Raw genomic sequence first — 22,105 nt, forward strand, 5'->3', positions numbered from 1 at the left:
CGGCCTCCGGCCGCTGCTACAGGCGTAGGTGGGAGCAATGTAGCAGCGGCCGCAGGCCGCGTCCCGGGGCCACTCAATCACGCAGGTCGGACTCATGTATCGGCTGGTCGCGATGGGTCGCGCGCTGGTACTGCGCCGGCCACGTCGCCTGGCGGCCGCCCAGGTCGTCGTCGGCGTGCAGCGGCCAGTACGGGTCGCGCAGCAGTTCGCGCGCCAGCAGGATAATGTCCGCCTGGCAGGTGCGCAGAATGTGCTCGGCCTGGGCCGGCTCGGTAATCATGCCCACGGTGCCGGTGGCAATGCCCGACTCCTTGCGCACCCGCTCGGCAAACCGCGTCTGGTAACCCGGCCCGGTAGGAATCTCGGCGTTCGCCGCAGTGCCGCCTGACGACACGTCGATCAAGTCCGCGCCCAAGGCCTTCAGGCGCTTGGCCAACTCCACGGTTTCATCAGGGTTCCAGCCATCCTCCACCCAGTCGGTGGCCGACACCCGCACGAACACCGGCAGCTCTTGCGGCCACACGGTGCGAATTGCCTCGGTCACCTGCAGGGTCAGGCGGATACGGTTCTCGAACGAGCCGCCGTAGCTGTCCTGGCGCTGGTTGCTGATGGGCGACAGGAACTGGTGCAGCAGGTAGCCATGGGCCGCGTGCACCTCCACCACCTTGAAATTGGCTTTCAAGGCACGCCGGGCCGCCTCCACGAACGCCAGGATGACTTCCTGGATCTGCGCTTCATCCAGCGCCGTGGGCGCGGTGTGGCGGGGGTCGAAGGCGATTTTCGACGGCCCCACCGGCACCCAGCCACCCTCGTTCACCGGAATGCTGCCGGCCTTGCCCAGCCACGGCCGCCAGGTACTGGCCTTGCGCCCGGCGTGGGCCAGCTGGATGCCCGGCACGGCGCCCTGGGCGGTGATGAAACGGGTGATGCGCTGCAGCGGTTCGATCTGTTCGTCGTTCCACAGGCCCAGGTCTTCGGGGGTGATGCGGCCGTCGGCGGTGACTGCCGTGGCTTCGGTGAACACCAGGCCGGCGCCCCCCACGGCGCGGCTGCCCAGGTGCACCAGGTGCCAGTCGTTGGCCAGGCCGTCGACGCTGGAGTACTGGCACATGGGCGACACGGCGATGCGGTTGGGCAGGGTCAGTTGACGCAGGGTATAGGGTTCGAGCAGCAGGCTCATGGGGCACCTCTCAAGGCATGTGATCGGGCGCAGACAATGTCTAGAGCCTAGTCGACAACGCCGCCTTGAGCAGGGTTCAGCCGTTTCTCAGCGTGGTTCCATGTGGGCGATCAGCAATTGCACGGTTTCCTGGCCGCGGAATTCGTTGACGTCGAGCTTGTAGGCCAGCTCCACCCAGCGCACGGTGGGGTTGGGCCACACCTCGCGGTCGATGCCAAAGGCGATGCCGTCCAGGCGCACCGAGCCGCACTCGCTCTTGAGCACCACTTTCAGGTGGCGCTCGCCGACGACCCGCTGCTCGGCCAGCTGGAACACACCGTGGAACAGCGGCTCGGGGAAGTGCTGCCCCCAGGGCCCGGCGTTGCGCAGGGCGCGGGCCAGCTCTAGGTGAAACTCTTCCACGGCCAGGCTACCGTCGGTGAGCAGGCGCCCGGTGAGGTCGTCTTCCTGCAACTGCCGACGCACTTCCTCGTCGAAGGCCGCGGCGAACGCCGGGAAGTTGGCCTCGGGCAGCGACAGGCCGGCCGCCATGGCATGGCCGCCGAACTTGCTGATCAGCTGCGGGTGGCGCGCGGCCACGGCGTCCAGGGCGTCACGGATGTGGAACCCCGGCACCGAACGGGCCGAGCCCTTGAGCATGCCCTCGCCGGCGTCGGCAAAGGCGATGGTGGGCCGGTGGTAGCGCTCTTTCAGGCGCGAGGCGAGGATACCGATCACGCCCTGGTGCCAGTCGGCGTCGAACAGGCACAGGCCGAACGGCATGGACTCCACGGGCAGGTCCTTGAGCTGGGCCAACGCTTCGCGCTGCATGCCCTGCTCGATGGATTTGCGGTCCTGGTTCAGCTCGTCCAGCTGCGCCGCCATGGCCTGGGCCAGGGCGGTGTCGTCGCTGAGCAGGCACTCGATGCCCAGGCTCATGTCGTCCAGGCGGCCGGCGGCGTTCAGGCGCGGGCCGAGGATGAACCCCAGGTCGGTGGAGGTGATGCGCCGATGATCGCGCTTGGCCACTTCCAGGATCGCCTTCAGCCCCGGCCGCGCACGGCCGGCGCGAATGCGCTCCAGGCCCTGGTGCACCAGGATGCGGTTGTTGGCGTCCAGCGGCACCACGTCGGCGACGCTGCCCAGGGCCACCAAGTCCAGCAGCTCGCCGATGTTGGGCTGTGGGCGGTTGTCGTAATGGCCCAGGCTGCGCAGGCGCGCGCGCAAGGCCATCAGCACGTAGAAAATCACCCCGACGCCTGCCAGCGACTTGCTGGGGAATTCGCAGCCTGGCTGGTTGGGGTTGACGATGGCATCGGCGGCCGGCAGCTCGTGGCCAGGCAAGTGGTGGTCGGTGACCAGCACTTTCAGGCCGGCAGCCTTGGCGGCGGCCACGCCCTCGACGCTGGAAATGCCGTTGTCCACGGTCACCAGCAGGTCGGGTTGCCGTTGCAAGGCCACCGCGACGATTTCCGGGGTCAGGCCATAGCCGTATTCAAATCGGTTGGGCACCAGGTAATCGACATGGGCCGCGCCCAGCAGGCGCAGGCCCAGCACGCCGACGCTGCTGGCGGTGGCGCCGTCGGCGTCGAAGTCACCGACGATGAGGATGCGCTGGCGGGTGGCCAACGCGCCCACCAGCAGGTCCACCGCCGCGTCGATGCCCTTGAGCTGCTGGAACGGAATCAACCGCGCCAGGCTCTTGTCCAGTTCAGCCGCCGACAGCACGCCCCGCGCCGCGTACAGGCGGGTCAGCAGGGGCGGCAGGTCGCCGAGGAAGGGCAGGATGGCAGGCAGTTGACGCGGTTCGATACGCATGGGGCTTCTTATCTGTGAGGCAAGGTCAGGAAAAGGACGTGGCGGCTTAGCCGCGTTCGCCCATCAACCACTCCAGTTGCACTTCGTGCTGGCCGCGGTCGTCGGTAACGAAGATGGTGCCTTCGCTGATCATCACGTCCCACTTGATGGCGCGGGGCATGTCCTTGGCCAGGGTTTCCAGCACTTCCTGGGGCACGGCGGCGATGTTGACGTTCTTCAGGTTCTTCACCGCGTCCACCACCTTGGTCTGCCACACGCGCAGGCTGCCGTAGGCCAGCAGGCTGGTGCGCTCGGTGCGGCGCGAGCACCAGGTGAGGCGGTCGGCGTCGGGCTGGCCCACTTCGATCCAGTGCACCACGCGGTCGTCCAGGCTCTTTTCCCACAGGGCCGCTTCGTCCACGTCCGACAGGCCACGGCCGAAGGACAGCTGCTCGTTGTACCAGAAGGCGTAGGCCAGCAGGCGCACGGCCATGCGTTCTTCGGTTTCCGAAGGGTGACGGGCGATGGTCTGCTTGACGCTTTCGTAGACCCCACGGTCAAGGTCGGTCAGATTGAGTTCGAATTTGTAGGTCGTGGAGGGCTGGGCCATGAAGGGGCTTCTTGCTACGAGGAAAAGTCGCACAGTCTAACCGATCATGGCCTAATCAACTAAGACCGATGGCCGACAACTTACCCAGCAGGCGCAGACCTGTGTTATCTAGACATTCAGCTGTTTCGGAGCCCGTATCATGGAAGGTCGCCGCCGATTGACGTTGCTGTTGTTGTACCTGGGCCTGCCACTGGTCGCCCAGGCTGGGGAACCACTGACGTGGCTGGTGCGCGATCTGCCGCCCCTGACCATCGAGAGTGGCCCGCGCGAAGGCCAGGGGGCCGTGGACCGCATGCTGCCGCTGCTGATGCAGGCGCTGCCGCAGTACGAGCACAGCGTGGTGCGGGTCAACCGCGCCCGCGCCTCGCAGATGCTCCAGGACGCGCCGCTGAGCTGCGACCCGACCCTGCTGTGGACCGCCGAGCGCAGCCAGTCGGTGGTGTATTCCATGCCGGTGCTGGCCAGCCAGACCAACGGCCTGATCATCCGTCGCCAGGACCGCCACGGTTTCAACACCTTCATCCACCACGGCGAGCTGGACCTGCCGGCGGTGCTGGCCAGCCCCAACATCAAGATCGGCCGCGTGGCCGAGCGCAGCTACGGCATGGCCATCGACACCATGCTGGCAGCAGCGCCCCAGGGCGCAGTCAACGCCCACCACGGCAACGACGCGGTGGCCAGCCTGCTGCAGATGCAGCAGCACGGGCGCCTGGACGGCGTGTTGGGGTACTGGCCGGAGGCGTTGTACCTGGCGCCCCAGGAGCAGATCAGCGCCAACGACCTGCTGTTCCTGCCGGTGCGCGGGGTGCCGCGCTACCAACCGGTGTACGTGGGCTGTTCGAACACCCCGGCCGGCAGGGCCGTGGTCGAGCAACTGAACCGAGTGCTGGTGGGCCTGCGCAGCACCACATTGCCGGGGTTCTATGCCGACTGGCTGGACACCGCAAGCCGTGCGGATTACCTGCGCGATTCCCGGCGCTTCTTCGAGGAATCGGCCCGCGCCAGCCCCTGAATCGCAGGCAAAAAGAAACCCCGGGCAGTGGGGAAGCTACCCGGGGTCAAACGTGGCCACTTGGGCCAATACGACAGGTGACTGACACCGGAGCACAATGTCAGCCCCCCTGCCCTTACAGGATCGGAACACACCTGCGCGGGAAGGTTCCCTACCTCATCGAAGCACTGGCCACAGGCGCTACCGCAGCTTGCGCCAGGGCGGCCAGCATGCACGGCTGCAGCCGTCCCTCGACGACCATCAGATCGCGATGCAGACCGTCAACCACGTCCGTGAGGGCGTGCTTGTCGGCGAACTGCCGGCGGTTGAAGCGTCGATCCAGCACCAGAGCGCCGGTCGAATCGCGCAATATCACCCGGCATTCAAGCGGGCCGCCCACGTCAACCACGTCCACGTGGTAGGGCGTCAGTGCTTCAGTCAGCAACTCGTTGATATTTTCCATTCGATCACCACTCAGTTGTTCGAAATCAAGGTGTCTATCAATGACCCGTCGACAGTGCAAAAAGTTCTAAAAACGGCTCCGACGGGGAGTTAACCTGCCGTTTCAGCTTGCCCGTCGAATATGACAGTTGGAATGTGCAAAAAGCCAGCCCCCCGGCGAATGTGCCAGACTCCTCGTCTGGAACATCCACCGCGCCCGGAGCCCTACCGTGAATACGCCTTCCCACTCGCCGCTGCGCATCCTGGTGGCCGACGACCACCCGATTTTTCGCATCGGCCTACGCGCCGTGCTGCAACAGGACCCGGACCTGGCGGTGGTGGGCGAGGCCAGCAGCCCGTCGGAGCTGACCCAGTGGCTGGAAGAAGGCCAGTGCGACCTGCTGATCACCGACTTCATGATGCCGGCCGAACACCAGAACGACGGCCTGCGCCTGCTGGAGACCGTTCGTCGGCATTGGCCGGAACTGCCGATCCTGGTGGTGACCATGCTCAACAACGCCGGGCTGTTCCGCTCGATGCTGGGCTTGGGCGTGAAGGGCCTGCTGGGCAAGGCCAGCCTGGTCAGCGAGCTGCCGATCGCCATCGCCCAGGTGCGGCGCAACAAGGTGTTCATCGCCGATTCGGTGAGCCAGGCGCTGCTGCAGGAGGGTGAGGTGCGCCCGGACCGCATGTTCGAGCGCGAAGCGCTGTCACCCCGGGAGATTGAGGTGACCAGGCTGCTGGCCGGTGGCCTGTCGGTGGGCGAGATCGCCGCGCAGCTCAACCGCAGCAAGCAGACGGTCAGCGCCCAGAAGGTCAGTGCCATGCGCAAGCTGGGGGTGGCCAACGACGCCGCCCTGTTCATCTACCTGCAGGAGCATGGCCTGGCCTGAGCCCTGAACCCTGCGCTCAGGCCTGGCAAGGCTGGCCGTGCTGCGCAGCCCAGTGGCTGAGGTCGCGCGTGGCCATCCAGGCACCCAGCGCTTCCTGCGACATGGGCCGGGCCACATAGGGGCCTTGCAGCGCCGGTTGCCCCAGGGCCTGCAGGGCGTGGAAGTCGCTGGCGCTTTCCACCCCTTCCACCACCACGCCCAGGCCCATGCGTCGCGCCATGATCAGCGCACCGGCCACCACCGCCGCCTTGCGACCGTCCTGCGCCATGCCGCGCACGAACCGGCTGGGAATCTTCAGCTCCGAGAACGGCAGGTCCAGCAGGCGCTGGATGTTCGACTCACCGGTGCCGAAGTCATCGATGGCCAGCTGGCAGCCCAGCATGCGCAGGCGCAACAACGCTTCCACCTCCAGGCCATTGGCAGGACCCTGGCGGGTTTCGCGCATTTCCAGGGTCAGCACCGTGGCCGGCACACCCACCTGCTTGAGCCGCGCCTGGAGCTGGGCGGTGAAACCTTCGGCCTCGATAAGGCCCGGCGCCATGTTGACGGCTACCGGCAGCGCTTCACCGGTGTGTTCGCGCACCGACGCGCTTAGCTGCAATGCAGCTTCCAGCACATGCCAGGTAAGCTGCGGCAGCAGCCCCGCATAGCTGACCAGCGGCAGGAAGCTCGCTGGCGACAGCAGGCCCAGGGCCGGGTGCTGCCAGCGCACCAGGGCTTCGACCCCCAGCAGGCGGCCGTCGATGGCAACCTTGGGCTGGAACCACACCTGCCACTGCTGGCGCAGTTGAGGCAGGCGCTCCAGCGTCAGCTCGTCCAGGCCAACCAATTCGTTGACCTCCACCAGCGGCATCACGCCGGGCGCTGTTTCCCCTTGTTCATACCGTTGCAGCAGGTCGTGCAGCACTGCCGGGGTGGCCGGTTTTTCCAGCACCCCCAGCACCTGCAAGCCCAGGTGCCGGGCCAGTTGGCCGACGCTGTCGAGCACGCCGCGTTCCAGGCTCGACAGGATGATCAGTGCCTGGGCCTGGCGATGGCGTGCCAGGTGGCGGATCAATTGCAGGCCGTCGCCCTCCTCCAGCTGCAGGTCGCAGATGGCGATGTCGACAGGGCCGCGGTTTTCCAGTGATTGAAGCGCGGCATCGACACTTTCGGCCGTCAGGACATCGAAGACCCCGCTGGCGTTGAGCATCTGGTGCATCGCCATGAGTTGGAAGGGGCTGTCTTCGAGAACCAGAACTTTCAGTGCGTGCATGTGCATACCTCCGAATCACGCCCACGTGGTCAAGGGCGCTTGCTGCACACTCTAGAGAGCGGGCCGGGGGTGACACATAGGACAAGTCCTAAACTTTGTAGGATATTTCCGAAAGTTGTTTTTCGATGTCCAGGCTCAGCGCCTGCAGGCGCTGGCGCAGGGTGGTCCATTGCTGCCCGAGCCCATCGCCCGCACGGGCCTTGGCGCTGCTGTCCAGCTCGGCGCAGGCCATGGCCATGGGCCCAGCGTCAATCAGGCAGGCCACGCCCTTGAGGCGATGCAACGCGGCCCGCATGGGCGACCAGTCAGCCGTGGCCACCGCCGCCTCCAGCACCTGAGTTTCCTGGGCGATGTTGTTGCGCAGTTCCTCCAGCATCTTTTTCATCACCGTATCATCTGCCAGGGTCATGCGCCGCAGTGTGGCCATGTCGAAGGCTGGGGGCGCCGCCAGGCCGGCCAGCAACTGGCCAAGCTGTTCAAGGCCGATGGGCTTTACCAGCAGCTGGTCCATGCCCGCCAGGCGACAACGCTCTGCCTCGCCATCGGAGGCATTCGCGCTGCTGCCGATGAACGGTATACGCGGCCTTGCGCCCTGCGCCTCGGCGGCACGGATGGCGCGGGCCAAGTCGTAGCCACTCATGCCCGGCATGTTGCAGTCGCTGATGATCACATCGGGGGCCTTGGCCTGCCACGCCGCCAAGGCCTGCTCGGCGCTGCTCACGGCCTGCACCTGATGGCCGAAGAAACTCACCTGCTGGGTCAGCACCAGGCGGTTGGCGGCCATGTCATCCACCACCAGCACCTGCAGTGCACGGCCAGCATACGGCTGGGCGTGCCCCGTGGTGTTGCCGGGGCTGCCGGCAACGCGCGGCAGGTCCAGGGTCAAGGTCACCCGCGTGCCCTGCCCAGGCGCGCTGGCCAGGCGGATATCACCGCCCATCAGGCCCACCAGCTGCTTGCAGATGCTCAGGCCCAGGCCGGTGCCACGCACCTGCTGTGCAGACGGCGCGCCCACCTGCACGAACGGCTTGAACAGCCGCGCCTGCTGCCCGGCGTCCATGCCCACGCCAGTGTCGCTGACTTCGATGCACAGGCCGCCCTGTTCGCTCAACCTTACCTCGAGGGTCACCTGGCCCTGAGGGGTGAACTTCAAGGCGTTGCTCAGCAGGTTGTGAATCACCTGGCGCAGGCGCAACGGGTCGAACCAGTAGCTGCCGTCCAGCCCCGCCGCCATGTCCAGCTCCAGCCGCAAGCCTTTCTGCTGCGCCTGGGCGCTGAACAGCTGGACGATGGTGGCGAAGAAGGGCCGCAGCTCGGTGGCTTCCGGTGCCAGTTGCAGGCTGCCCGCCTCGATCTTGGCCAGGTCCAGGCTGTCACCGATCAAGGCAATCAGGTCACGGGCCGACTGGTAGGCGACGTCCAACGCCTGCGACGGCTCACCACCGTGCAGGCGAGCGGTCTCTCGCTCCAGTTCCAGCAGGCCGATGATGGCGGCCATGGGCGTGCGGATCTCGTGGCTCATGGTGGCCAGGAACGCGCTCTTGGCCTGACTGGCCTGCTCGGCCACTTGCCGCGCATGCACCAGCTCCGTCTCCAGGCGCTTGCGCTCGCTGATGTCGATCCAGCCGCCCAGCATGCCCTGCAACTGGCCGTCGGCGCGGTAGAACGGCACCATCCACTGCCAGGCGTCCACCGGCTGGCCCTTGAGCTCGATCTGCCGGTCGGCGAAGCGCGGCTGTTGGTCCTGCAGCAGCGCCAGGTAGTCGGCGTGCAGCTGCGCGGCCTTGTCGGCGGCGATCAGTGACACTTCGGGCAGCAGCTTGCCGCGCACCAGCGCCAGGCGGGTCGAGAACACCTCCTCGTAGCTCTTGTTGCACGACACCATGCGCCCCTGCAGGTCGCGCACGTAAATCGGGTTGGGGATGCCGTCAAGCAACGCGCGCTGGAACGCCAACTGGTCGCTCAGCGCCTCCTCGGCCTGCTCGCGCTGCTGGATCTGCGCCTTCAGGCGGCTGTTCCACATCAACGAGACGAGGCCGAACAGCACCGCCGCCGCCAGCGCCCACCACACCCATGGTGCGATGCGTTGCCAGGCCGGTGGCGGGCCGTCGACGGCGCCCAGCCACTTGATGCGCACCGCGCGCAACTCCGGCACCGGGTAGGCTTCCAGGGATTTATTGAGAATGCTCAGCAGCAGCGGTTCATCCAGCCGCACGGCAAAGCGGTCCGCCGCCCAACGGCCTTCCACGCTGCGCCCTACCTTCAGCTCGCCCGGCGGGTAACGGCCCACCGAGCGCCAGGCGCTGACTTCGCTGTCCAGTGTGGCGTCGGCCTCGCCCCGCCGCACCAGGTCGCGAGCCTGGTCGTAGGTGTCCACCAGGCGCAGGATGATGCTGGGGTATTCCTCGCGCAGGCTGCTCTCCAGCGCGTGCTGGCGCGGCAAGGCCAGCACGCGCCCGGCCATGTCCTCCAGCGAGGCCACCGGCGGCCCATTGCCCCGCGCCACGAACACCCAGCCCTGGCCGCCGAAGGCATGGGAAAACCCCAGGAAGGCCTTGCGCTCGGGGTTTTCCGACAAGGTGGTATTCATGTCGGCGTTGCCGGCCTTCAGCGCCTGCAGGCTGTCGGCGATGGACGCCGAGGGCACGTAGTCGAACTGCAGGCCGCTCATGGAGGAGATGGTCGCCAGCACGTCGCGGTTGAGCCCTGCCCAGTTGCCCTGGCGGTCGCGGTACAGGTACGGCGGGTAATCGCTGGCTGCCACCCGCACCCTGGGGTGGGCATGCAGCCAGGCCTGCTCCTCGGCCGACAGCGCCACCCGTGGCTGGCCGATGTCCGAGCCCAGGCCGGTGGTCCAGCGGCCGAGGATTTCCCGGCGCAACGATTCGTCGATACTGGCCAGGGCGCGGTCCAGCAGGCCCAACAGCACCGGGTCGGTGCCGCGTACGGCGAAGGCGAAGCCGGCATCGGGCAGGCTGGCCTCGCCAGCGATGCGCAAGCCCATGAACGGCCGCAGCGCACTGTAGGCACGCACCACCACCTCGTTGCCGATGAAGGCTTGCACATCGCCCTGGGCCACCGCCTCCAGCCCGCTGGCGAGGCTGGGGGCCAGCACCAGCTCGCTGTGCGGATAAGCGGCGTGCAGCACGTCCAGGTCCAGGTAGCCATCGAGTACGGCGATGCGCGAGCCTGCCAGGGCGTTGGGGCCGCCCAGGTTCTCCCGCTGCACCAGCACCGCGTCGTCGGGCATGTACGCGCGGGTGAAGGCCAGGCCGGGGTGCTTGCGCACGAAACCGTTGGCGCTGGTGAGGATATCGATTTCGCCGGACTCCAGGGCCTCCACGGCCTCTTCGCGGCGGGCGAAGCCGTGAATCTGCAACGGCAGGTCGAGGCGGCTGGCAATCAGGTTGAGGTAGTCGGCGCTGATACCGCGGTAGCGGTTGCGATCCACGGTGATGTCGACCGGCTCAAGGTCGGTGATCGACACCCCGACCCGCAGCACCGGGTGCTGGGCCAGCCACTGCCGGTCGCCGGCCGCCAGGGGTAGCGGCTCAAGCCGGGTGAACGCCGGCATCAGGGTGAACGGCAGGGTCTGCGCGGCCTGGACCAGGCTGCAGGTGGCCAGGCACAGCAGCACCAACCAGGCCGCCAGCCAGCGTTTTGCCTTGTGCAGGTTGTGCTTCATGCCGTGTCATGGCCCTTGGGGAATCGAACCCCAAGTGTGACACGCGCAAAGAATAAAGCCCGTCGAGCGACGGGCTTTATGTGTTGCAGGGCTATTCAGCGTAACGCAGCGTTACAGCGGCTTGCCGCGGTTGCCGTGCTGGCTGACGAAGGCCTGGACGGCCTTGAGGTCGTTCGGCAGCACCGTACATTTCTCTTCGCGGCTGAACAGGTCTGCCAAGTGGGCTGGCAGCTCCAGCGCCTTGCCAACGCCAGCCTTGACCACCGCGTCGGGGAACTTGACCGGGTGCGCGGTGCCCAGCACCACCATGGGGATGTCCAGGCTGCGGCGGCATTCGCGCGCGGCCTTGACGCCGATGGCGGTGTGCGGGTCCAGCACTTCGCCGGTCTGGGCGAAGACTTCGGCGATGGTCTCGCAGGTGGCTTCGTCGCTGACCGCCAGGGAGTCGAACAGCTTGCGCGCCTCGGTCCAGCGCTCTTGCTCGACGCTGAAGCCGCCACCCTGCTTGAAGGTGTCCATCAGCTCGGCGACGGCGGCGCCATTGCGACCGTGCAGGTCGAACAGCAGGCGCTCGAAGTTCGACGAGACCATGATGTCCATGGACGGCGACAGGGTGGCGTGCAGGGTTTCCTTGGCGTACTGGTTGCCGCTCATGAAGCGGTGCAGGATGTCGTTGCGGTTGGTGGCGACGATCAGCTGGTTGACCGGCAGGCCCATGTTGCGGGCCAGGTAGCCGGCGAAGATGTCGCCGAAGTTGCCGGTAGGCACCGAGAACGACACCGAACGCGCCGGGCCGCCCAGCTGCAGGGCCGCGTGGAAGTAGTAGACGATCTGGGCCATGATGCGCGCCCAGTTGATCGAGTTCACTGCAACCAGGCGGGTGCCCTTCAGGAAGCTCTGGTCAGCGAAGCTGTTCTTGACCATTTCCTGGCAGTCATCGAAATTGCCTTCGATGGCGATGTTGTGGATGTTGTCGCCGAACAGCGTGGTCATCTGCCGACGCTGCACTTCCGACACGCGCTGGTGCGGGTGCAGGATGAAGATATCGACGTTCTCGCAGTGCTTGCAGCCTTCGATGGCGGCGGAACCGGTGTCACCGCTGGTGGCGCCGATGATCACCACGCGCTCGCCGCGCTTGGCCAGGGTGTAGTCCAGCAGGCGGCCCAGCAGTTGCAGGGCGAAGTCCTTGAAGGCCAGGGTCGGGCCGTGGAACAGCTCCAGCACCCACTCGTTGCCGTTCAGCTGGCGCAGCGGCGCCACGGCGTTGTGGGCGAAGGCACCGTAGGTTTCCTCGAGGATCTTCTTGAAGTCGGCGTCCGGGATGCTGCCGGTGACGAACGGGCGCATGATGCGGAAGGCCAGTTCGTGGTATGGCAGGCCGGCCCACGAGGCGATTTCTTCAACGGTGAAGCGTGGCAGGTTTTCCGGCACGTACAGGCCGCCGTCACTGGCCAGGCCAGCCAGCAGCACGTCTTCGAAGTTCAGGGCCGGGGCTTTGCCGCGAGTACTGATATAACGCATGGTTCCAAACCTTTGGTTCGCACCGCCAGCCCTGGCAGGGCTGGCGGCTACTGATTAGTTGAGGTGCTCGACGCGGATGCGGACAACGGGGCTGACCACGCCTTCCAGGCCTTCGAGGGCCTTGATGGCGTCGTTCATGCGCTGTTCCTGCACGCGGTGGGTCAGGAGGATCATCGGCACGCGGCCGTCCTGTTCCTCGACTTCCTTCTGCATGATCGATTCGATGTTGATGCCGCGCTCCGACAGGATGCTGGCGACCTGGGCCAGCACGCCTGGGTGGTCCTTGGCGTGGATGCGCAGGTAGTAGGCGGTCTCGCACTGCTCGATCGGCAGGATCGGGTGGGCGGACAGCGAATCGGGCTGGAAGGCCAGGTGCGGCACGCGGTTCTCCGGGTCGGAGGTCATGGCACGCACCACGTCCACCAGGTCGGCGACCACGGACGAAGCGGTAGGCTCCATGCCGGCGCCGGCGCCGTAGAACAGGGTGGAACCGGCGGCGTCACCGTTGACCATCACCGCGTTCATCACGCCGTTGACGTTGGCGATCAGGCGGTCGGCCGGGATCAGCGTCGGGTGCACGCGCAGCTCGATGCCGGCGGCAGTGCTGCGCGCCACGCCCAGGTGCTTGATGCGGTAGCCCAGCGCTTCGGCGTAGTTGACGTCGGCGGTGGTCAGCTGGGTGATGCCTTCGGTGTAGGCCTTGTCGAACTGCAGCGGGATGCCGAAAGCGATGGACGCCAGGATGGTCAGCTTGTGCGCCGCGTCGATGCCTTCCACGTCGAAGGTCGGGTCGGCTTCGGCATAACCCAGGGCCTGGGCCTCGGCCAGCACGTCCTCGAAGGTGCGGCCCTTCTCGCGCATTTCGGTGAGGATGAAGTTACCGGTGCCGTTGATGATGCCGGCCACCCAGTTGATGCGGTTGGCGGACAGGCCTTCACGGATGGCCTTGATCACCGGGATGCCGCCGGCCACGGCCGCTTCGAAGGCGACGATGACGCCCTTCTCGCGCGCCTTGGCGAAGATTTCGTTGCCGTGCACGGCAATCAGCGCCTTGTTGGCGGTGACCACGTGCTTGCCGTGCTCGATGGCCTTGAGCACCAGTTCGCGGGCCACGGTGTAGCCGCCGATCAGCTCGATGACGATGTCGATGTCGGGGTTGGTGGCCACGGCAAAGACATCGTTGGTAATGGGGGTACCGGTAATCTGGCAATTCGGGTTCTGCGAACGCATGGCAATCTGGGCCACTTCGATTCCACGCCCGGCACGGCGGGCAATCTCCTCGGCGTTGCGCTGAAGTACGTTGAAGGTGCCGCCACCGACGGTACCTAACCCACAGATGCCTACTTTGACCGGTTTCACTCTGAACTCCCCATAAAACGGCCGACGCAGGGTCGGCCGTGACAAACCGCCGCACACCCGTGCGGCTTGGTAAATTACGGCCTGGCGGGCATTCCCGTCAGGCCTTGATCTTGGATGACACGAAGGCGGCGGCCATCAGCCCTTGGCGCCCAGGGCCAGCTTGGCCACTTGCGGGGCCGGCTGGTAGCCAGGAATCATCTGGCCGTTTTCCAGGATGATGGCCGGCGTGCCGTTGACACCGATGGACTGGCCCATGGCGAACTGCTTGCTCACCGGGTTGGCGCACTTGGCCGGGGTGTCGACGCTCTTGCCGTTGATCAGCTTGGTCAGCGAGTCCTGGCGGTCCTTGGAGCACCACACGGCCTGCAGCTGCTCGTCACCGGGCGAACCCAGGCCCTGGCGCGGGAAGGCCAGGTAGCGCACTTCGATGCCCATCTTGTTCAGCGCCGGCACTTCCTCGTGCAGCTTGTGGCAGTACGGGCAGGTGGTGTCGGTGAACACGGTGATGTGCGACTTGGTCTCGCCCACGGCCGGGAACACCACCATTTCGCTGGCAGGAATGGCGTTGATGGTCTTGGCCACGCCCTGGCGCTCGGTGATCTCGGTGAGGTTGACCGGCTTGCCGTCCTGCACCTGGAACAGGTAGCCCTGCATCACGAACTTGCCGTCGGCACTGGCGTACAGCACGCGGCTGCCCTGCAGCTTGACTTCGTACAGGCCGTTGAGCGGGCTGGCGGCGATGCTTTCGATCGGGGTGTCGAGTTGCAGGGTGTCGAGGGTCTTGCGGATGGCCTGTTCGGCCTTGTCGTCGGCCATAGCCACGGTGCTGAGCAGCGCAAGGGCGGCGGCAGCGAGAATTCGGGTCACGCGCATGGGAACTCCTGAGGCAGCGGACGAAGGGGCCAATCGTGCTGGGTCGGCGGTCCGTGGACAGCCGGCATTCGATGCCCGCTTTGGTAACCGCCCAAGCCTACCACATTCACAGGCTCTGTCCGAATGACACGGCAACAAGAGATGTGCGGTGATCGCCTCAGCCACGCGGGTGGTGACGGGCGTGCAGGTCCTGCAGGCGGGCCCGGGCGACATGGGTGTAGATTTGCGTGGTGGACAGGTCGCTGTGGCCCAGCAGCATCTGCACCACGCGCAGGTCGGCGCCGTGGTTGAGCAGGTGCGTGGCGAAGGCGTGGCGCAGGGTGTGCGGCGACAGCGACTTGCCGATGCCGGCCACGCTGGCCTGGTGCTTGATGCGGTGCCAGAAAGTCTGGCGGGTCATCTGCTCGCCGCGCTGGCTGGGGAACAGCACGTCGCTGGGGCGCCCGCCCAGCAGGTCGTTGCGGCCGTCGCGCAGGTAGCGCTCCACCCACACCACGGCCTCCTCGCCCATGGGCACCAGGCGTTCCTTGCTGCCCTTGCCCATCACCCGCAGCACGCCCTGGCGCAGGTTGACCTGGTCCAGGGTCAGGCTCACCAGTTCGGTCACGCGCAGGCCGCAGGCATACAGCACTTCGAGCATGGCGCGGTCGCGCTGGCCGATGGGCTCGCTGAGGTCCGGGGCCTTGAGCAGCGCCTCCACGTCGGCTTCCGACAGGGACTTGGGCAACGGCTTGCCCAGCTGCGGCATCTCGACCTGCAGGGTCGGGTCCACGCCGATCAGTTTTTCACGCAGCAGGTAGCGATAAAAGCCACGCACGCCGGAGAGAAAACGCGCGGTGGAACGCGGCTTATAGGCCTGGTCCACGCGCCAGGCCAGGTGGTCGAGGATCAACTCGCGGCCCGCCTGGGGCAGCTGCACGCCTTTTTCCTGCAGCCAGCCGTTGAACAGGGTCAGGTCGCTGCGGTAAGAGTCGCGGCTGTTGTCCGACAAGCCTTTTTCCAGCCACAGGGCATCGAGGTACTGGTCGATGAGGGGGTGATCTACAGCGGGCATCTGCGCAAACCGGGCGATTGAAAGCCCCAGTCTACCTCACAGGCCCGGCAATACCGGCACCGGGCGCTTGTCATCGTCGATGGCGACGAAGCTGAACACACCTTCGATGGCCTTTTCCCGGCCGTCGCAGCTCATGCTTTCGACGAACACTTCAACCCGCACCTTGAGGCTGGTGTTGCCGACTTTCACCACGGTGCCTACCAGTTCGACGATGCTGCCGGCAGGAATGGGGTGGTTGAAGTCGATGCGGTCGGTGGACACGGTCACCAGCGGCAGGCGGCAGAAGCGCGTGGCGGTGATGAACGACACCTCGTCCATCCAGGCCAGGGCGGTGCCGCCGAACAGGGTGTTGTGGTGATTGGTGGTGGGCGGGAACACCGCCTTGGTGACGCGGCTGACCGAGAGGTCGGTGCGGCGTTGTATTTCGAGGTCGCGTGGGGTCATGGAGGTCTATCGCCAGGATGTTGGGAATGTGGGAGCTGGCATAAATCGCGGGCACAAAAAAGCAGCCCGTAGGCTGCTTCTTTCTTGCATCGGTAAAACGGCTATTAAGCCAGTTTTTCCTTGATGCGAGCTGCTTTACCCGACAGGTCGCGCAGGTAGTACAGCTTGGCTTTACGCACGTCACCACGACGTTTCACGGCCATGCTGTCGATCTGCGGGCTGTAGGTCTGGAAAGTACGCTCTACGCCAACGCCGTTGGAGATTTTACGAACAGTGAAAGCACTGTTCACACCACGGTTACGCTTGGCGATAACAACGCCTTCGAACGCCTGCAGACGAGCGCGATCGCCTTCCTTCACTTTCACCTGAACGACGATGGTGTCGCCCGGGGCAAAGGCCGGGATTTCTTTGGTCATCTGCTCGGCTTCGAGTTGCAGAATGATTTTGTTGGTCATGCTGTGCTCCTAAGGTAAATCTTTGTGATCTACCATCGATACGTTAACTATCGTCCCGCTCACGGAGATACTCCGTCAGCAGCTTCTTCTCTTCTCCAGAAAGCGAGCGTCTTTCCAGAAGATCGGCACGTCGTTCGTAGGTCCGCCCAAGGGACTGCTGCAAACGCCAGCGCCGGATGTGTGCATGATTGCCACTAAGCAATACGTCGGGAACACGCTGATCCGCATACACCTCCGGTCGGGTGTAGTGCGGGCAATCCAGCAGACCATCCGTGAAGGAGTCTTCCTCCGCGGAGTCCGCATGCCCTAAAGCTCCGGGCAGCAGTCGTGTAACCGCATCGATCAGGACCATCGCCGGCAGCTCACCGCCAGACAGGACATAGTCACCAATCGACCACTCTTCATCGACATGAGCCTGAATAAACCGCTCGTCAATGCCTTCATAGCGCCCTGCGATCAGAATCAAGGATTCCGATTCAGCCAGTTCGCGTACCCCCTGCTGAGTCAGCTGGCGGCCTTGCGGCGACAGGTAAATGACCTTCGCCGACTCCCCCGCTGCGTTCCTGGCCTCGGCCAGCGCATCTTCCAGGGGCTTGATCTTCATCACCATGCCCGGACCACCGCCAAACGGCCGATCATCCACCGTATGGTGACGATCTGTGGTGTAGTCCCGCGGATTCCAACAGGTCAGTTGCAACAACCCCTGTTTCACCGCACGGCTGGTAATGCCGTACTCGCTGATGGCCGAAAACATCTCGGGGAACAGACTGATCACTTCTACGCGCAGGCTGGCCATTGCCTAGAAGTCCGCATCCCAATCAACCTTCATTTCGCCTGCGGCCAGGTCGACTGCCAACACACACTGCGCCGTATAGGGCAGCAAGCGTTCGCGATCATCCAGGCTGCCAGCGCAAGGCTTGACCACCATCACATCATTCGAACCGGTCTCCAGCAGGTGATCGATCTTCCCGAGCAGTTGCCCGAGTTGGTCGATGACATTCAGACCTTCCAGCTGGTACCAGTAGTACTCGCCGTCGTCCAAATCTGGAAACAGATCACGTGGCACGCAGATCTCGTAACCGGACAGAAGCTGGGCTTCGTCGCGATCATCAAGACCCTTGAGCTTCGTGACCAGGAACTTGCTCTGCAAGCGCCCGCTGACCAGCTCTACCTGCTTGTCCACGCTGCCTGCGCGCTTGAGCGTCCAGGTTTTGTAGTCCAACAGGTTGTCAATCGGATCAGTAAAGGAGTAAACCTTCACTTCGCCACGAACGCCGTGAACCGAGAAAATCTTGCCGATAACGATCAAATCATCAGCAGTAGCTGGCGTCGTGTTCATATTGCTCAGGCCGCAGCCTTGGCAGCTTCCTTCAGCAACTGAGCAACGCGCTCAGAAGGCTGTGCACCAACGCTCAACCAGTGGTTGACGCGCTCTTGGTTCACGGACAGGCGGATTTCCTGACCACGAGCCACTGGGTTGAAGAAGCCAACGTGCTCTTTGTGCGAGCCGTCACGCGGGTTGCGCGAGTCGGTCACGGTCAGTTGGTAGAATGGGCGCTTTTTAGAGCCGCCACGGGCAAGACGGATGGTTAGCATTGAACATCGTTCCTGTAGTCGGTGCTGCAAATCATAATGCACAGCGGGCACACGGGTGCCCGAAAGGCCGCATATTCTCAAGGAATATCCGGACTTTTGCAAATGCCTTTTTCCGGCACACAAAGTGCGCCCGATAGATTTGCTTCATATGACCACCCGAAGGGGTGGCCGGTGGACCTGCCGGGGCAGGTTTACCGCAGTGCCCGCACTGCTGCGGGCGGTGCCAGCCTGGGGGCTGGCACGGGTAATCACATCTTCGGCATGCCACCGCCGCCGGGCAGCATGCCGCCCATGCCGCGCATCATCTTGGCCATGCCGCCCTTGGTGGAAAACTTCTTCATCATCTTCTGCATCTGCTTGTGCTGCTTGATCAAGCGGCCGATGTCCTGCACCTGGGTGCCGGAACCCAGGGCGATCCGGCGCTTGCGCGAACCACTGATCAGGTCAGGGTCGCGGCGCTCGGCCGGGGTCATGGAGTTGATGATGGCTTCCATCTGCTTGAATTGCTTTTCAGCGGCGTTCTGGGCGTTGCCCATCTGCGACAGGTTCATGCCGCCGATGCTCGGCAGCTTGTCCATCAGGCCACCCAGGCCGCCCATGTTCTTCATTTGTTGCAGCTGGTCACGGAAGTCTTCGAGGTCGAAGCCTTTGCCCTTCTTCAGCTTCTTGGCCAGTTTGTCGGCCTTCTCTTTATCCAGGGTCTGCTCGGCCTGCTCGATCAGGCTGAGCACGTCGCCCATGCCCAGGATCCGCGAGGCGATACGATCCGGGTGGAAGGGCTCGAGCGCTTCGCTCTTCTCGCCCATGCCGATGAACTTGATCGGCTTGCCGGTAATGGCACGCACCGACAGGGCGGCACCGCCACGGGCGTCGCCGTCGACCTTGGTCAGGATCACGCCGGTCAGCGGCAGCGCATCGCCAAAGGCCTTGGCGGTGTTGGCGGCGTCCTGGCCGGTCATGGCGTCGACCACGAACAGCGTTTCCACCGGCTTGATGGCCGCGTGCAGGGCCTGGATCTCGCCCATCATCTCGGCGTCGATGTGCAGGCGGCCGGCGGTGTCGACGATGACCACGTCGATGAACTTGAGCTTCGCTTCGCGGATCGCCGCTTCGGCGATGGCCACCGGCTTCTGGGTGATATCGGACGGGAAGAAGGTCACGCCGATGTCGTTGGCCAGGGTCTCGAGCTGCTTGATGGCCGCCGGACGGTAGACGTCGGCCGATACCACCATCACGCTCTTCTTCTTGCGCTCTTTGAGGAAGCGCGCCAGCTTGCCGGCGGTGGTGGTCTTGCCCGCACCCTGCAGGCCTGCCATCAGCACCACGGCAGGCGGCGCGGCGTTCAGGGCCAGGTCTTCGTTGGCCGCGCCCATCAGGCCTTCGAGTTCGATCTGGACGATCTTCACGAACGCCTGGCCAGGCGTCAGGCTACGCGATACTTCGGTGCCGACCGCGCGTTCCTTGACCTTGTTGACGAAGTCCTTCACCACCGGCAGGGCGACGTCGGCTTCCAGCAACGCCATGCGCACTTCACGCAGGGTGTCTTTGATGTTGTCTTCCGTCAGCTTGGCCTTGCCAGTTACGTGGCGCAGCGTCTGCGAAAGACGTTCGGTAAGGTTTTCAAACATGCGCGATCCTTTCAGGCTCAATTGAACCGAGGTTAAGCAGCCTGGCCCGTGAATAATATTAGAGGCGCGGCGTGGGCAGGCCGGCGATTATAGCCAGAAGTGCGCGCCACGGACACCAGTGCGGCGCCAGTCTTTCGTCCGGCGGCCGTTCTATGCCACACTCAGCCACTTTCGGGCTTGCTCCACAGGACTTATGCTCCCCTTGTCACCCAGTTTGCTACCCAGCCTCGCCGCCGCCTTCCTTTATGCCGCTGCGACCGTCTACCACGGCACCCGCGTGAAGCAGCGCGCAGCGGTCGACAAACGCCTGCTCTACGTGATCGGCGCCCTCGCCGTGGTAGCCCAGGGCCTGGCGTTGAAATACCAGCTGATCACGCCCCAGGGCCTGAGCCTGGACTTCTTCGGCGCCGCCAGCCTGATCTCGGCGGCGGTCATCGCCCTGACCCTGATCGCCTGCACGCGCATTCCTGTGGAGAACCTGCTGCTCCTGCTGTTCCCGCTGGGCGCCACCACCACGTTGATCGCGCAGTTCATCCCCAAGGGCACCGTGCCGCTGATCGACGAGGAGCCGGGCATCCTGGCGCACATCCTGCTGTCGATCCTGGCCTACGGCATGTTCACCATCGCGGTGTTCCAGGCCTTGCTGCTGCTGATCCAGAACCATCAGCTCAAGCACAAGCACCCTTCGGGGCTGATCAAGAACTTCCCGCCCCTGCAAACCATGGAAAGCCTGCTGTTCGGCTTCCTGTGGGCCGGCTGGGGGCTGCTGTCGCTGTCGTTGATTTCCGGCTGGCTGTTCCTGGAAAACCTGTTCGCCCAGCACCTGGTGCACAAGACCCTGCTGGCGTGCCTGGCGTGGATCGTGTTCAGCGTGCTGCTGTGGGGCCGCAACCGCCTGGGCTGGCGCGGGCACAAGGCGATTCGCTGGACCCTGGCCGGTTTCTGCCTGTTGATGCTGGCCTACTTCGGCAGCAAGCTGGTTCGCGAATACATTCTGCACATCTGACGGGCGAGTAAATGGACAATCTGCCGTTGGGCGCGATGCTGGGTTTCGTGCTGCTGTCGATCCTCTGGTCGGCGCTGTTCACGGGCGTGGAGACAGCCCGCAACCACCTGGCCGCCCTGCGCACCCGGCGCAAGGTGGGCGAGCGCCCCAGCCTGGCCTTCCCGCTGGAAAGCCTGGTGCTGTGCAACACCCTGTGCCGGGTGCTGGCGGTGGTGCTGGGGGTGTTCGTGGCCGTGTACCACTGGCACGTCAAGGGCCTGTGGGCCGGCGGCCTGATCATGGCCGCGGTGCTGGTGACCTTCAGTGAATACCTGCCACGCCTGCTGGCGCGCCGCCACCCCGAGGCCTTCATCGGCCTGGGCAACTCGCTGCTGCGCCTGCCGCTGACCCTGCTGTACCCGCTGGTGTGGCCGTTCAGCGGCATCGCCCGCCTGCTGCTCAAGCCGTTCGCGCCCATTGCCCGGCCCATCGCCCGCCCCCACGACGAGCCGGGGCCGGATGAGGCGGAAGATGAGCTGGATGAAGACCAGGAAACCAGCGCCCCGCACCTGCTGGGTGGCCTGCAGTCGCTGAACCGCATCACCGTCAATGACATCCTGGTGCCACGCAGCGAAGTCGACGGGCTGAACCTGGACGACCCCATCGAGAAGATTGCCGAGCAGTTGATCATCAGCCGCCACACCCGCCTGCCGGTGTACCACAACGACATCAACCAGGTGGAAAAGGTGCTCAACACCCGCCAGGTCAGCCACCTGCTGCCCAAGGGCGAGCTGACCATGGAAGCGCTGCTGGCGGCCTGCTACGACGCCTACTTCGTGCCCGAGAGCACTCCGCTGCACCTGCAACTGCTGAACTTCCACAAGCAGCAGCGGCGTTTGGGCGTGGTAGTGGACGAATACGGCGAAGTGCTGGGCCTGGTGACCCTGGAAGACATTCTCGAGGAAATTGTCGGCGAGTTCGAAGACGAACACACCATGGACAACCCCCACGTACACCCGCAGGCCGACGGCCGCTTCGTGGTGGATGGAGCGGCGTCGATCCGCGAGCTGAACAAGAGCCTGGGCTGGCACCTGCCCAGCGACGGCCCCAAGACCCTCAACGGCCTGGTCACCGAGGCGCTGGAGAGCATCCCCGACTGCGCGGTGTGCCTGAAGATCGGCCGCTACCGCCTGGAAATCCTCCAGGCCGAGGAAAACCGCGTGACGCGGGTGCTGATCTGGCACACCAGCAGCTTGCCCAAGCTCACCTGAAGCCAGCGGCTACCGGTTGCGCCACCGCCCGCAATTCATATAATCAAACCAGCTTACCCAGCCCCCTGCCGCCGCGTCCTGCTACCCG

At 65.0% G+C, this 22,105-nt stretch carries 20 protein-coding genes; 4 read left to right on the forward strand and 16 right to left on the reverse strand.

Features of this window, described 5'->3' with window-relative positions:
* Positions 1–73: 73 nt before the first annotated feature.
* From AC0Z2B_RS11950 to AC0Z2B_RS11960, 3 genes are all read right to left on the reverse strand, one after another.
* On the reverse strand, positions 74–1,180 hold the full coding sequence (locus AC0Z2B_RS11950) for an NADH:flavin oxidoreductase/NADH oxidase (protein ID WP_416422781.1): 1,107 nt from the start codon (positions 1,178–1,180) through the stop codon (positions 74–76).
* Positions 1,181–1,267: 87 nt separating this feature from the next.
* Complete coding sequence (recJ, locus tag AC0Z2B_RS11955; RefSeq protein ID WP_476296856.1) at positions 1,268–2,977, reverse strand: single-stranded-DNA-specific exonuclease RecJ; 1,710 nt, start codon at positions 2,975–2,977, stop codon at positions 1,268–1,270.
* Positions 2,978–3,023: 46 nt separating this feature from the next.
* Positions 3,024–3,566 carry a YaeQ family protein gene (locus tag AC0Z2B_RS11960; protein ID WP_416422779.1) on the reverse strand — a complete coding sequence of 181 codons (543 nt, stop codon included), beginning with the start codon at positions 3,564–3,566 and terminating at the stop codon, positions 3,024–3,026.
* Between the two features lie 139 nt (positions 3,567–3,705).
* Between AC0Z2B_RS11960 and AC0Z2B_RS11965 the strand changes: the two genes are divergently transcribed.
* The gene (locus tag AC0Z2B_RS11965) at positions 3,706–4,578 is read left to right on the forward strand and encodes a TIGR02285 family protein (protein ID WP_476296858.1); all 873 of its coding nucleotides are present in this window, start codon (positions 3,706–3,708) and stop codon (positions 4,576–4,578) included.
* 151 nt (positions 4,579–4,729) lie between these two features.
* Here the strand turns inward: AC0Z2B_RS11965 and AC0Z2B_RS11970 are convergent, their stop codons facing one another.
* Entirely contained in the window at positions 4,730–5,020 is a 291-nt protein-coding gene (locus tag AC0Z2B_RS11970; protein WP_416422777.1) for a DUF3509 domain-containing protein, read from the reverse strand.
* Between the two features lie 208 nt (positions 5,021–5,228).
* Here AC0Z2B_RS11970 and AC0Z2B_RS11975 point away from each other — a divergent pair, with 208 nt between their 5' ends.
* Entirely contained in the window at positions 5,229–5,891 is a 663-nt protein-coding gene (locus AC0Z2B_RS11975; protein WP_473005559.1) for a response regulator, read from the forward strand.
* Between the two features lie 16 nt (positions 5,892–5,907).
* On the opposite strand, the gene AC0Z2B_RS11980 is transcribed toward AC0Z2B_RS11975, so the two are convergent.
* The 12 genes from AC0Z2B_RS11980 to ffh all read right to left on the reverse strand — a co-directional run bounded on the left by AC0Z2B_RS11980 (position 5,908) and on the right by ffh (position 19,761).
* Entirely contained in the window at positions 5,908–7,146 is a 1,239-nt protein-coding gene (locus AC0Z2B_RS11980) for an EAL domain-containing response regulator (protein WP_476296861.1), read from the reverse strand.
* Positions 7,147–7,234: 88 nt separating this feature from the next.
* Positions 7,235–10,831, reverse strand: coding sequence for an ATP-binding protein (locus AC0Z2B_RS11985; protein WP_476296863.1), 3,597 nt, complete (start codon positions 10,829–10,831; stop codon positions 7,235–7,237).
* A gap of 111 nt (positions 10,832–10,942) precedes the next feature.
* On the reverse strand, positions 10,943–12,352 hold the full coding sequence (thrC, locus tag AC0Z2B_RS11990) for a threonine synthase (RefSeq protein WP_476296865.1): 1,410 nt from the start codon (positions 12,350–12,352) through the stop codon (positions 10,943–10,945).
* A 54-nt stretch (positions 12,353–12,406) separates the two neighbouring features.
* Positions 12,407–13,711 carry a homoserine dehydrogenase gene (locus tag AC0Z2B_RS11995; protein ID WP_416422772.1) on the reverse strand — a complete coding sequence of 435 codons (1,305 nt, stop codon included), beginning with the start codon at positions 13,709–13,711 and terminating at the stop codon, positions 12,407–12,409.
* A 135-nt stretch (positions 13,712–13,846) separates the two neighbouring features.
* Positions 13,847–14,584 (reverse strand): thioredoxin fold domain-containing protein, encoded by a 738-nt coding sequence (locus AC0Z2B_RS12000; RefSeq protein ID WP_416422771.1) that lies wholly within the window; start codon positions 14,582–14,584, stop codon positions 13,847–13,849.
* A gap of 157 nt (positions 14,585–14,741) precedes the next feature.
* Positions 14,742–15,638: a site-specific tyrosine recombinase XerD gene (xerD, locus tag AC0Z2B_RS12005; protein ID WP_416422770.1), complete on the reverse strand. Its 897-nt coding sequence runs from the start codon at positions 15,636–15,638 to the stop codon at positions 14,742–14,744.
* Between the two features lie 36 nt (positions 15,639–15,674).
* Complete coding sequence (locus AC0Z2B_RS12010; protein WP_476296868.1) at positions 15,675–16,082, reverse strand: acyl-CoA thioesterase; 408 nt, start codon at positions 16,080–16,082, stop codon at positions 15,675–15,677.
* A gap of 104 nt (positions 16,083–16,186) precedes the next feature.
* Positions 16,187–16,537 (reverse strand): 50S ribosomal protein L19, encoded by a 351-nt coding sequence (rplS, locus tag AC0Z2B_RS12015; RefSeq protein ID WP_027978895.1) that lies wholly within the window; start codon positions 16,535–16,537, stop codon positions 16,187–16,189.
* Between the two features lie 43 nt (positions 16,538–16,580).
* Positions 16,581–17,333 carry a tRNA (guanosine(37)-N1)-methyltransferase TrmD gene (gene trmD, locus AC0Z2B_RS12020; RefSeq protein ID WP_027978896.1) on the reverse strand — a complete coding sequence of 251 codons (753 nt, stop codon included), beginning with the start codon at positions 17,331–17,333 and terminating at the stop codon, positions 16,581–16,583.
* A 3-nt stretch (positions 17,334–17,336) separates the two neighbouring features.
* Positions 17,337–17,876 (reverse strand): ribosome maturation factor RimM, encoded by a 540-nt coding sequence (gene rimM / locus AC0Z2B_RS12025; RefSeq protein WP_476296869.1) that lies wholly within the window; start codon positions 17,874–17,876, stop codon positions 17,337–17,339.
* A gap of 5 nt (positions 17,877–17,881) precedes the next feature.
* Entirely contained in the window at positions 17,882–18,133 is a 252-nt protein-coding gene (rpsP, locus tag AC0Z2B_RS12030) for a 30S ribosomal protein S16 (RefSeq protein WP_008366201.1), read from the reverse strand.
* A gap of 248 nt (positions 18,134–18,381) precedes the next feature.
* A complete protein-coding gene (ffh, locus tag AC0Z2B_RS12035) occupies positions 18,382–19,761 on the reverse strand; it encodes a signal recognition particle protein (RefSeq protein WP_416422768.1) in 1,380 nt (459 codons plus the stop codon).
* A gap of 193 nt (positions 19,762–19,954) precedes the next feature.
* On the opposite strand from ffh, the gene AC0Z2B_RS12040 reads away from it, so the two are divergent.
* Both AC0Z2B_RS12040 and AC0Z2B_RS12045 read left to right on the forward strand, forming a co-directional pair.
* Positions 19,955–20,767, forward strand: a complete 813-nt coding sequence (locus AC0Z2B_RS12040) for a cytochrome C assembly family protein (protein WP_416422767.1) — start codon at positions 19,955–19,957, stop codon at positions 20,765–20,767.
* A gap of 11 nt (positions 20,768–20,778) precedes the next feature.
* On the forward strand, positions 20,779–22,017 hold the full coding sequence (locus AC0Z2B_RS12045) for a transporter associated domain-containing protein (RefSeq protein ID WP_476296871.1): 1,239 nt from the start codon (positions 20,779–20,781) through the stop codon (positions 22,015–22,017).
* Positions 22,018–22,105: the final 88 nt, after the last annotated feature.

It is taken from the genome of Pseudomonas sp. GYB4201, from assembly GCF_056312595.1.

Coding starts and splice junctions, on each gene's coding strand:
- AC0Z2B_RS12000 (WP_416422771.1), bottom strand. CDS start 14,584: ATGCGCGTGACCCGAATTCTCGCTGCCGCCGCCCTTGCGCTGCTCAGC.
- AC0Z2B_RS12045 (WP_476296871.1), top strand. CDS start 20,779: ATGGACAATCTGCCGTTGGGCGCGATGCTGGGTTTCGTGCTGCTGTCG.
- AC0Z2B_RS11970 (WP_416422777.1), bottom strand. CDS start 5,020: ATGGAAAATATCAACGAGTTGCTGACTGAAGCACTGACGCCCTACCAC.
- AC0Z2B_RS11965 (WP_476296858.1), top strand. CDS start 3,706: ATGGAAGGTCGCCGCCGATTGACGTTGCTGTTGTTGTACCTGGGCCTG.
- xerD (WP_416422770.1), bottom strand. CDS start 15,638: ATGCCCGCTGTAGATCACCCCCTCATCGACCAGTACCTCGATGCCCTG.
- trmD (WP_027978896.1), bottom strand. CDS start 17,333: ATGGCCAGCCTGCGCGTAGAAGTGATCAGTCTGTTCCCCGAGATGTTT.
- AC0Z2B_RS11950 (WP_416422781.1), bottom strand. CDS start 1,180: ATGAGCCTGCTGCTCGAACCCTATACCCTGCGTCAACTGACCCTGCCC.
- AC0Z2B_RS11980 (WP_476296861.1), bottom strand. CDS start 7,146: ATGCACGCACTGAAAGTTCTGGTTCTCGAAGACAGCCCCTTCCAACTC.
- rpsP (WP_008366201.1), bottom strand. CDS start 18,133: ATGCTAACCATCCGTCTTGCCCGTGGCGGCTCTAAAAAGCGCCCATTC.
- thrC (WP_476296865.1), bottom strand. CDS start 12,352: ATGCGTTATATCAGTACTCGCGGCAAAGCCCCGGCCCTGAACTTCGAA.
- rplS (WP_027978895.1), bottom strand. CDS start 16,537: ATGACCAACAAAATCATTCTGCAACTCGAAGCCGAGCAGATGACCAAA.
- AC0Z2B_RS12010 (WP_476296868.1), bottom strand. CDS start 16,082: ATGACCCCACGCGACCTCGAAATACAACGCCGCACCGACCTCTCGGTC.
- rimM (WP_476296869.1), bottom strand. CDS start 17,876: ATGAACACGACGCCAGCTACTGCTGATGATTTGATCGTTATCGGCAAG.
- ffh (WP_416422768.1), bottom strand. CDS start 19,761: ATGTTTGAAAACCTTACCGAACGTCTTTCGCAGACGCTGCGCCACGTA.
- AC0Z2B_RS11985 (WP_476296863.1), bottom strand. CDS start 10,831: ATGAAGCACAACCTGCACAAGGCAAAACGCTGGCTGGCGGCCTGGTTG.
- AC0Z2B_RS12040 (WP_416422767.1), top strand. CDS start 19,955: ATGCTCCCCTTGTCACCCAGTTTGCTACCCAGCCTCGCCGCCGCCTTC.
- AC0Z2B_RS11960 (WP_416422779.1), bottom strand. CDS start 3,566: ATGGCCCAGCCCTCCACGACCTACAAATTCGAACTCAATCTGACCGAC.
- recJ (WP_476296856.1), bottom strand. CDS start 2,977: ATGCGTATCGAACCGCGTCAACTGCCTGCCATCCTGCCCTTCCTCGGC.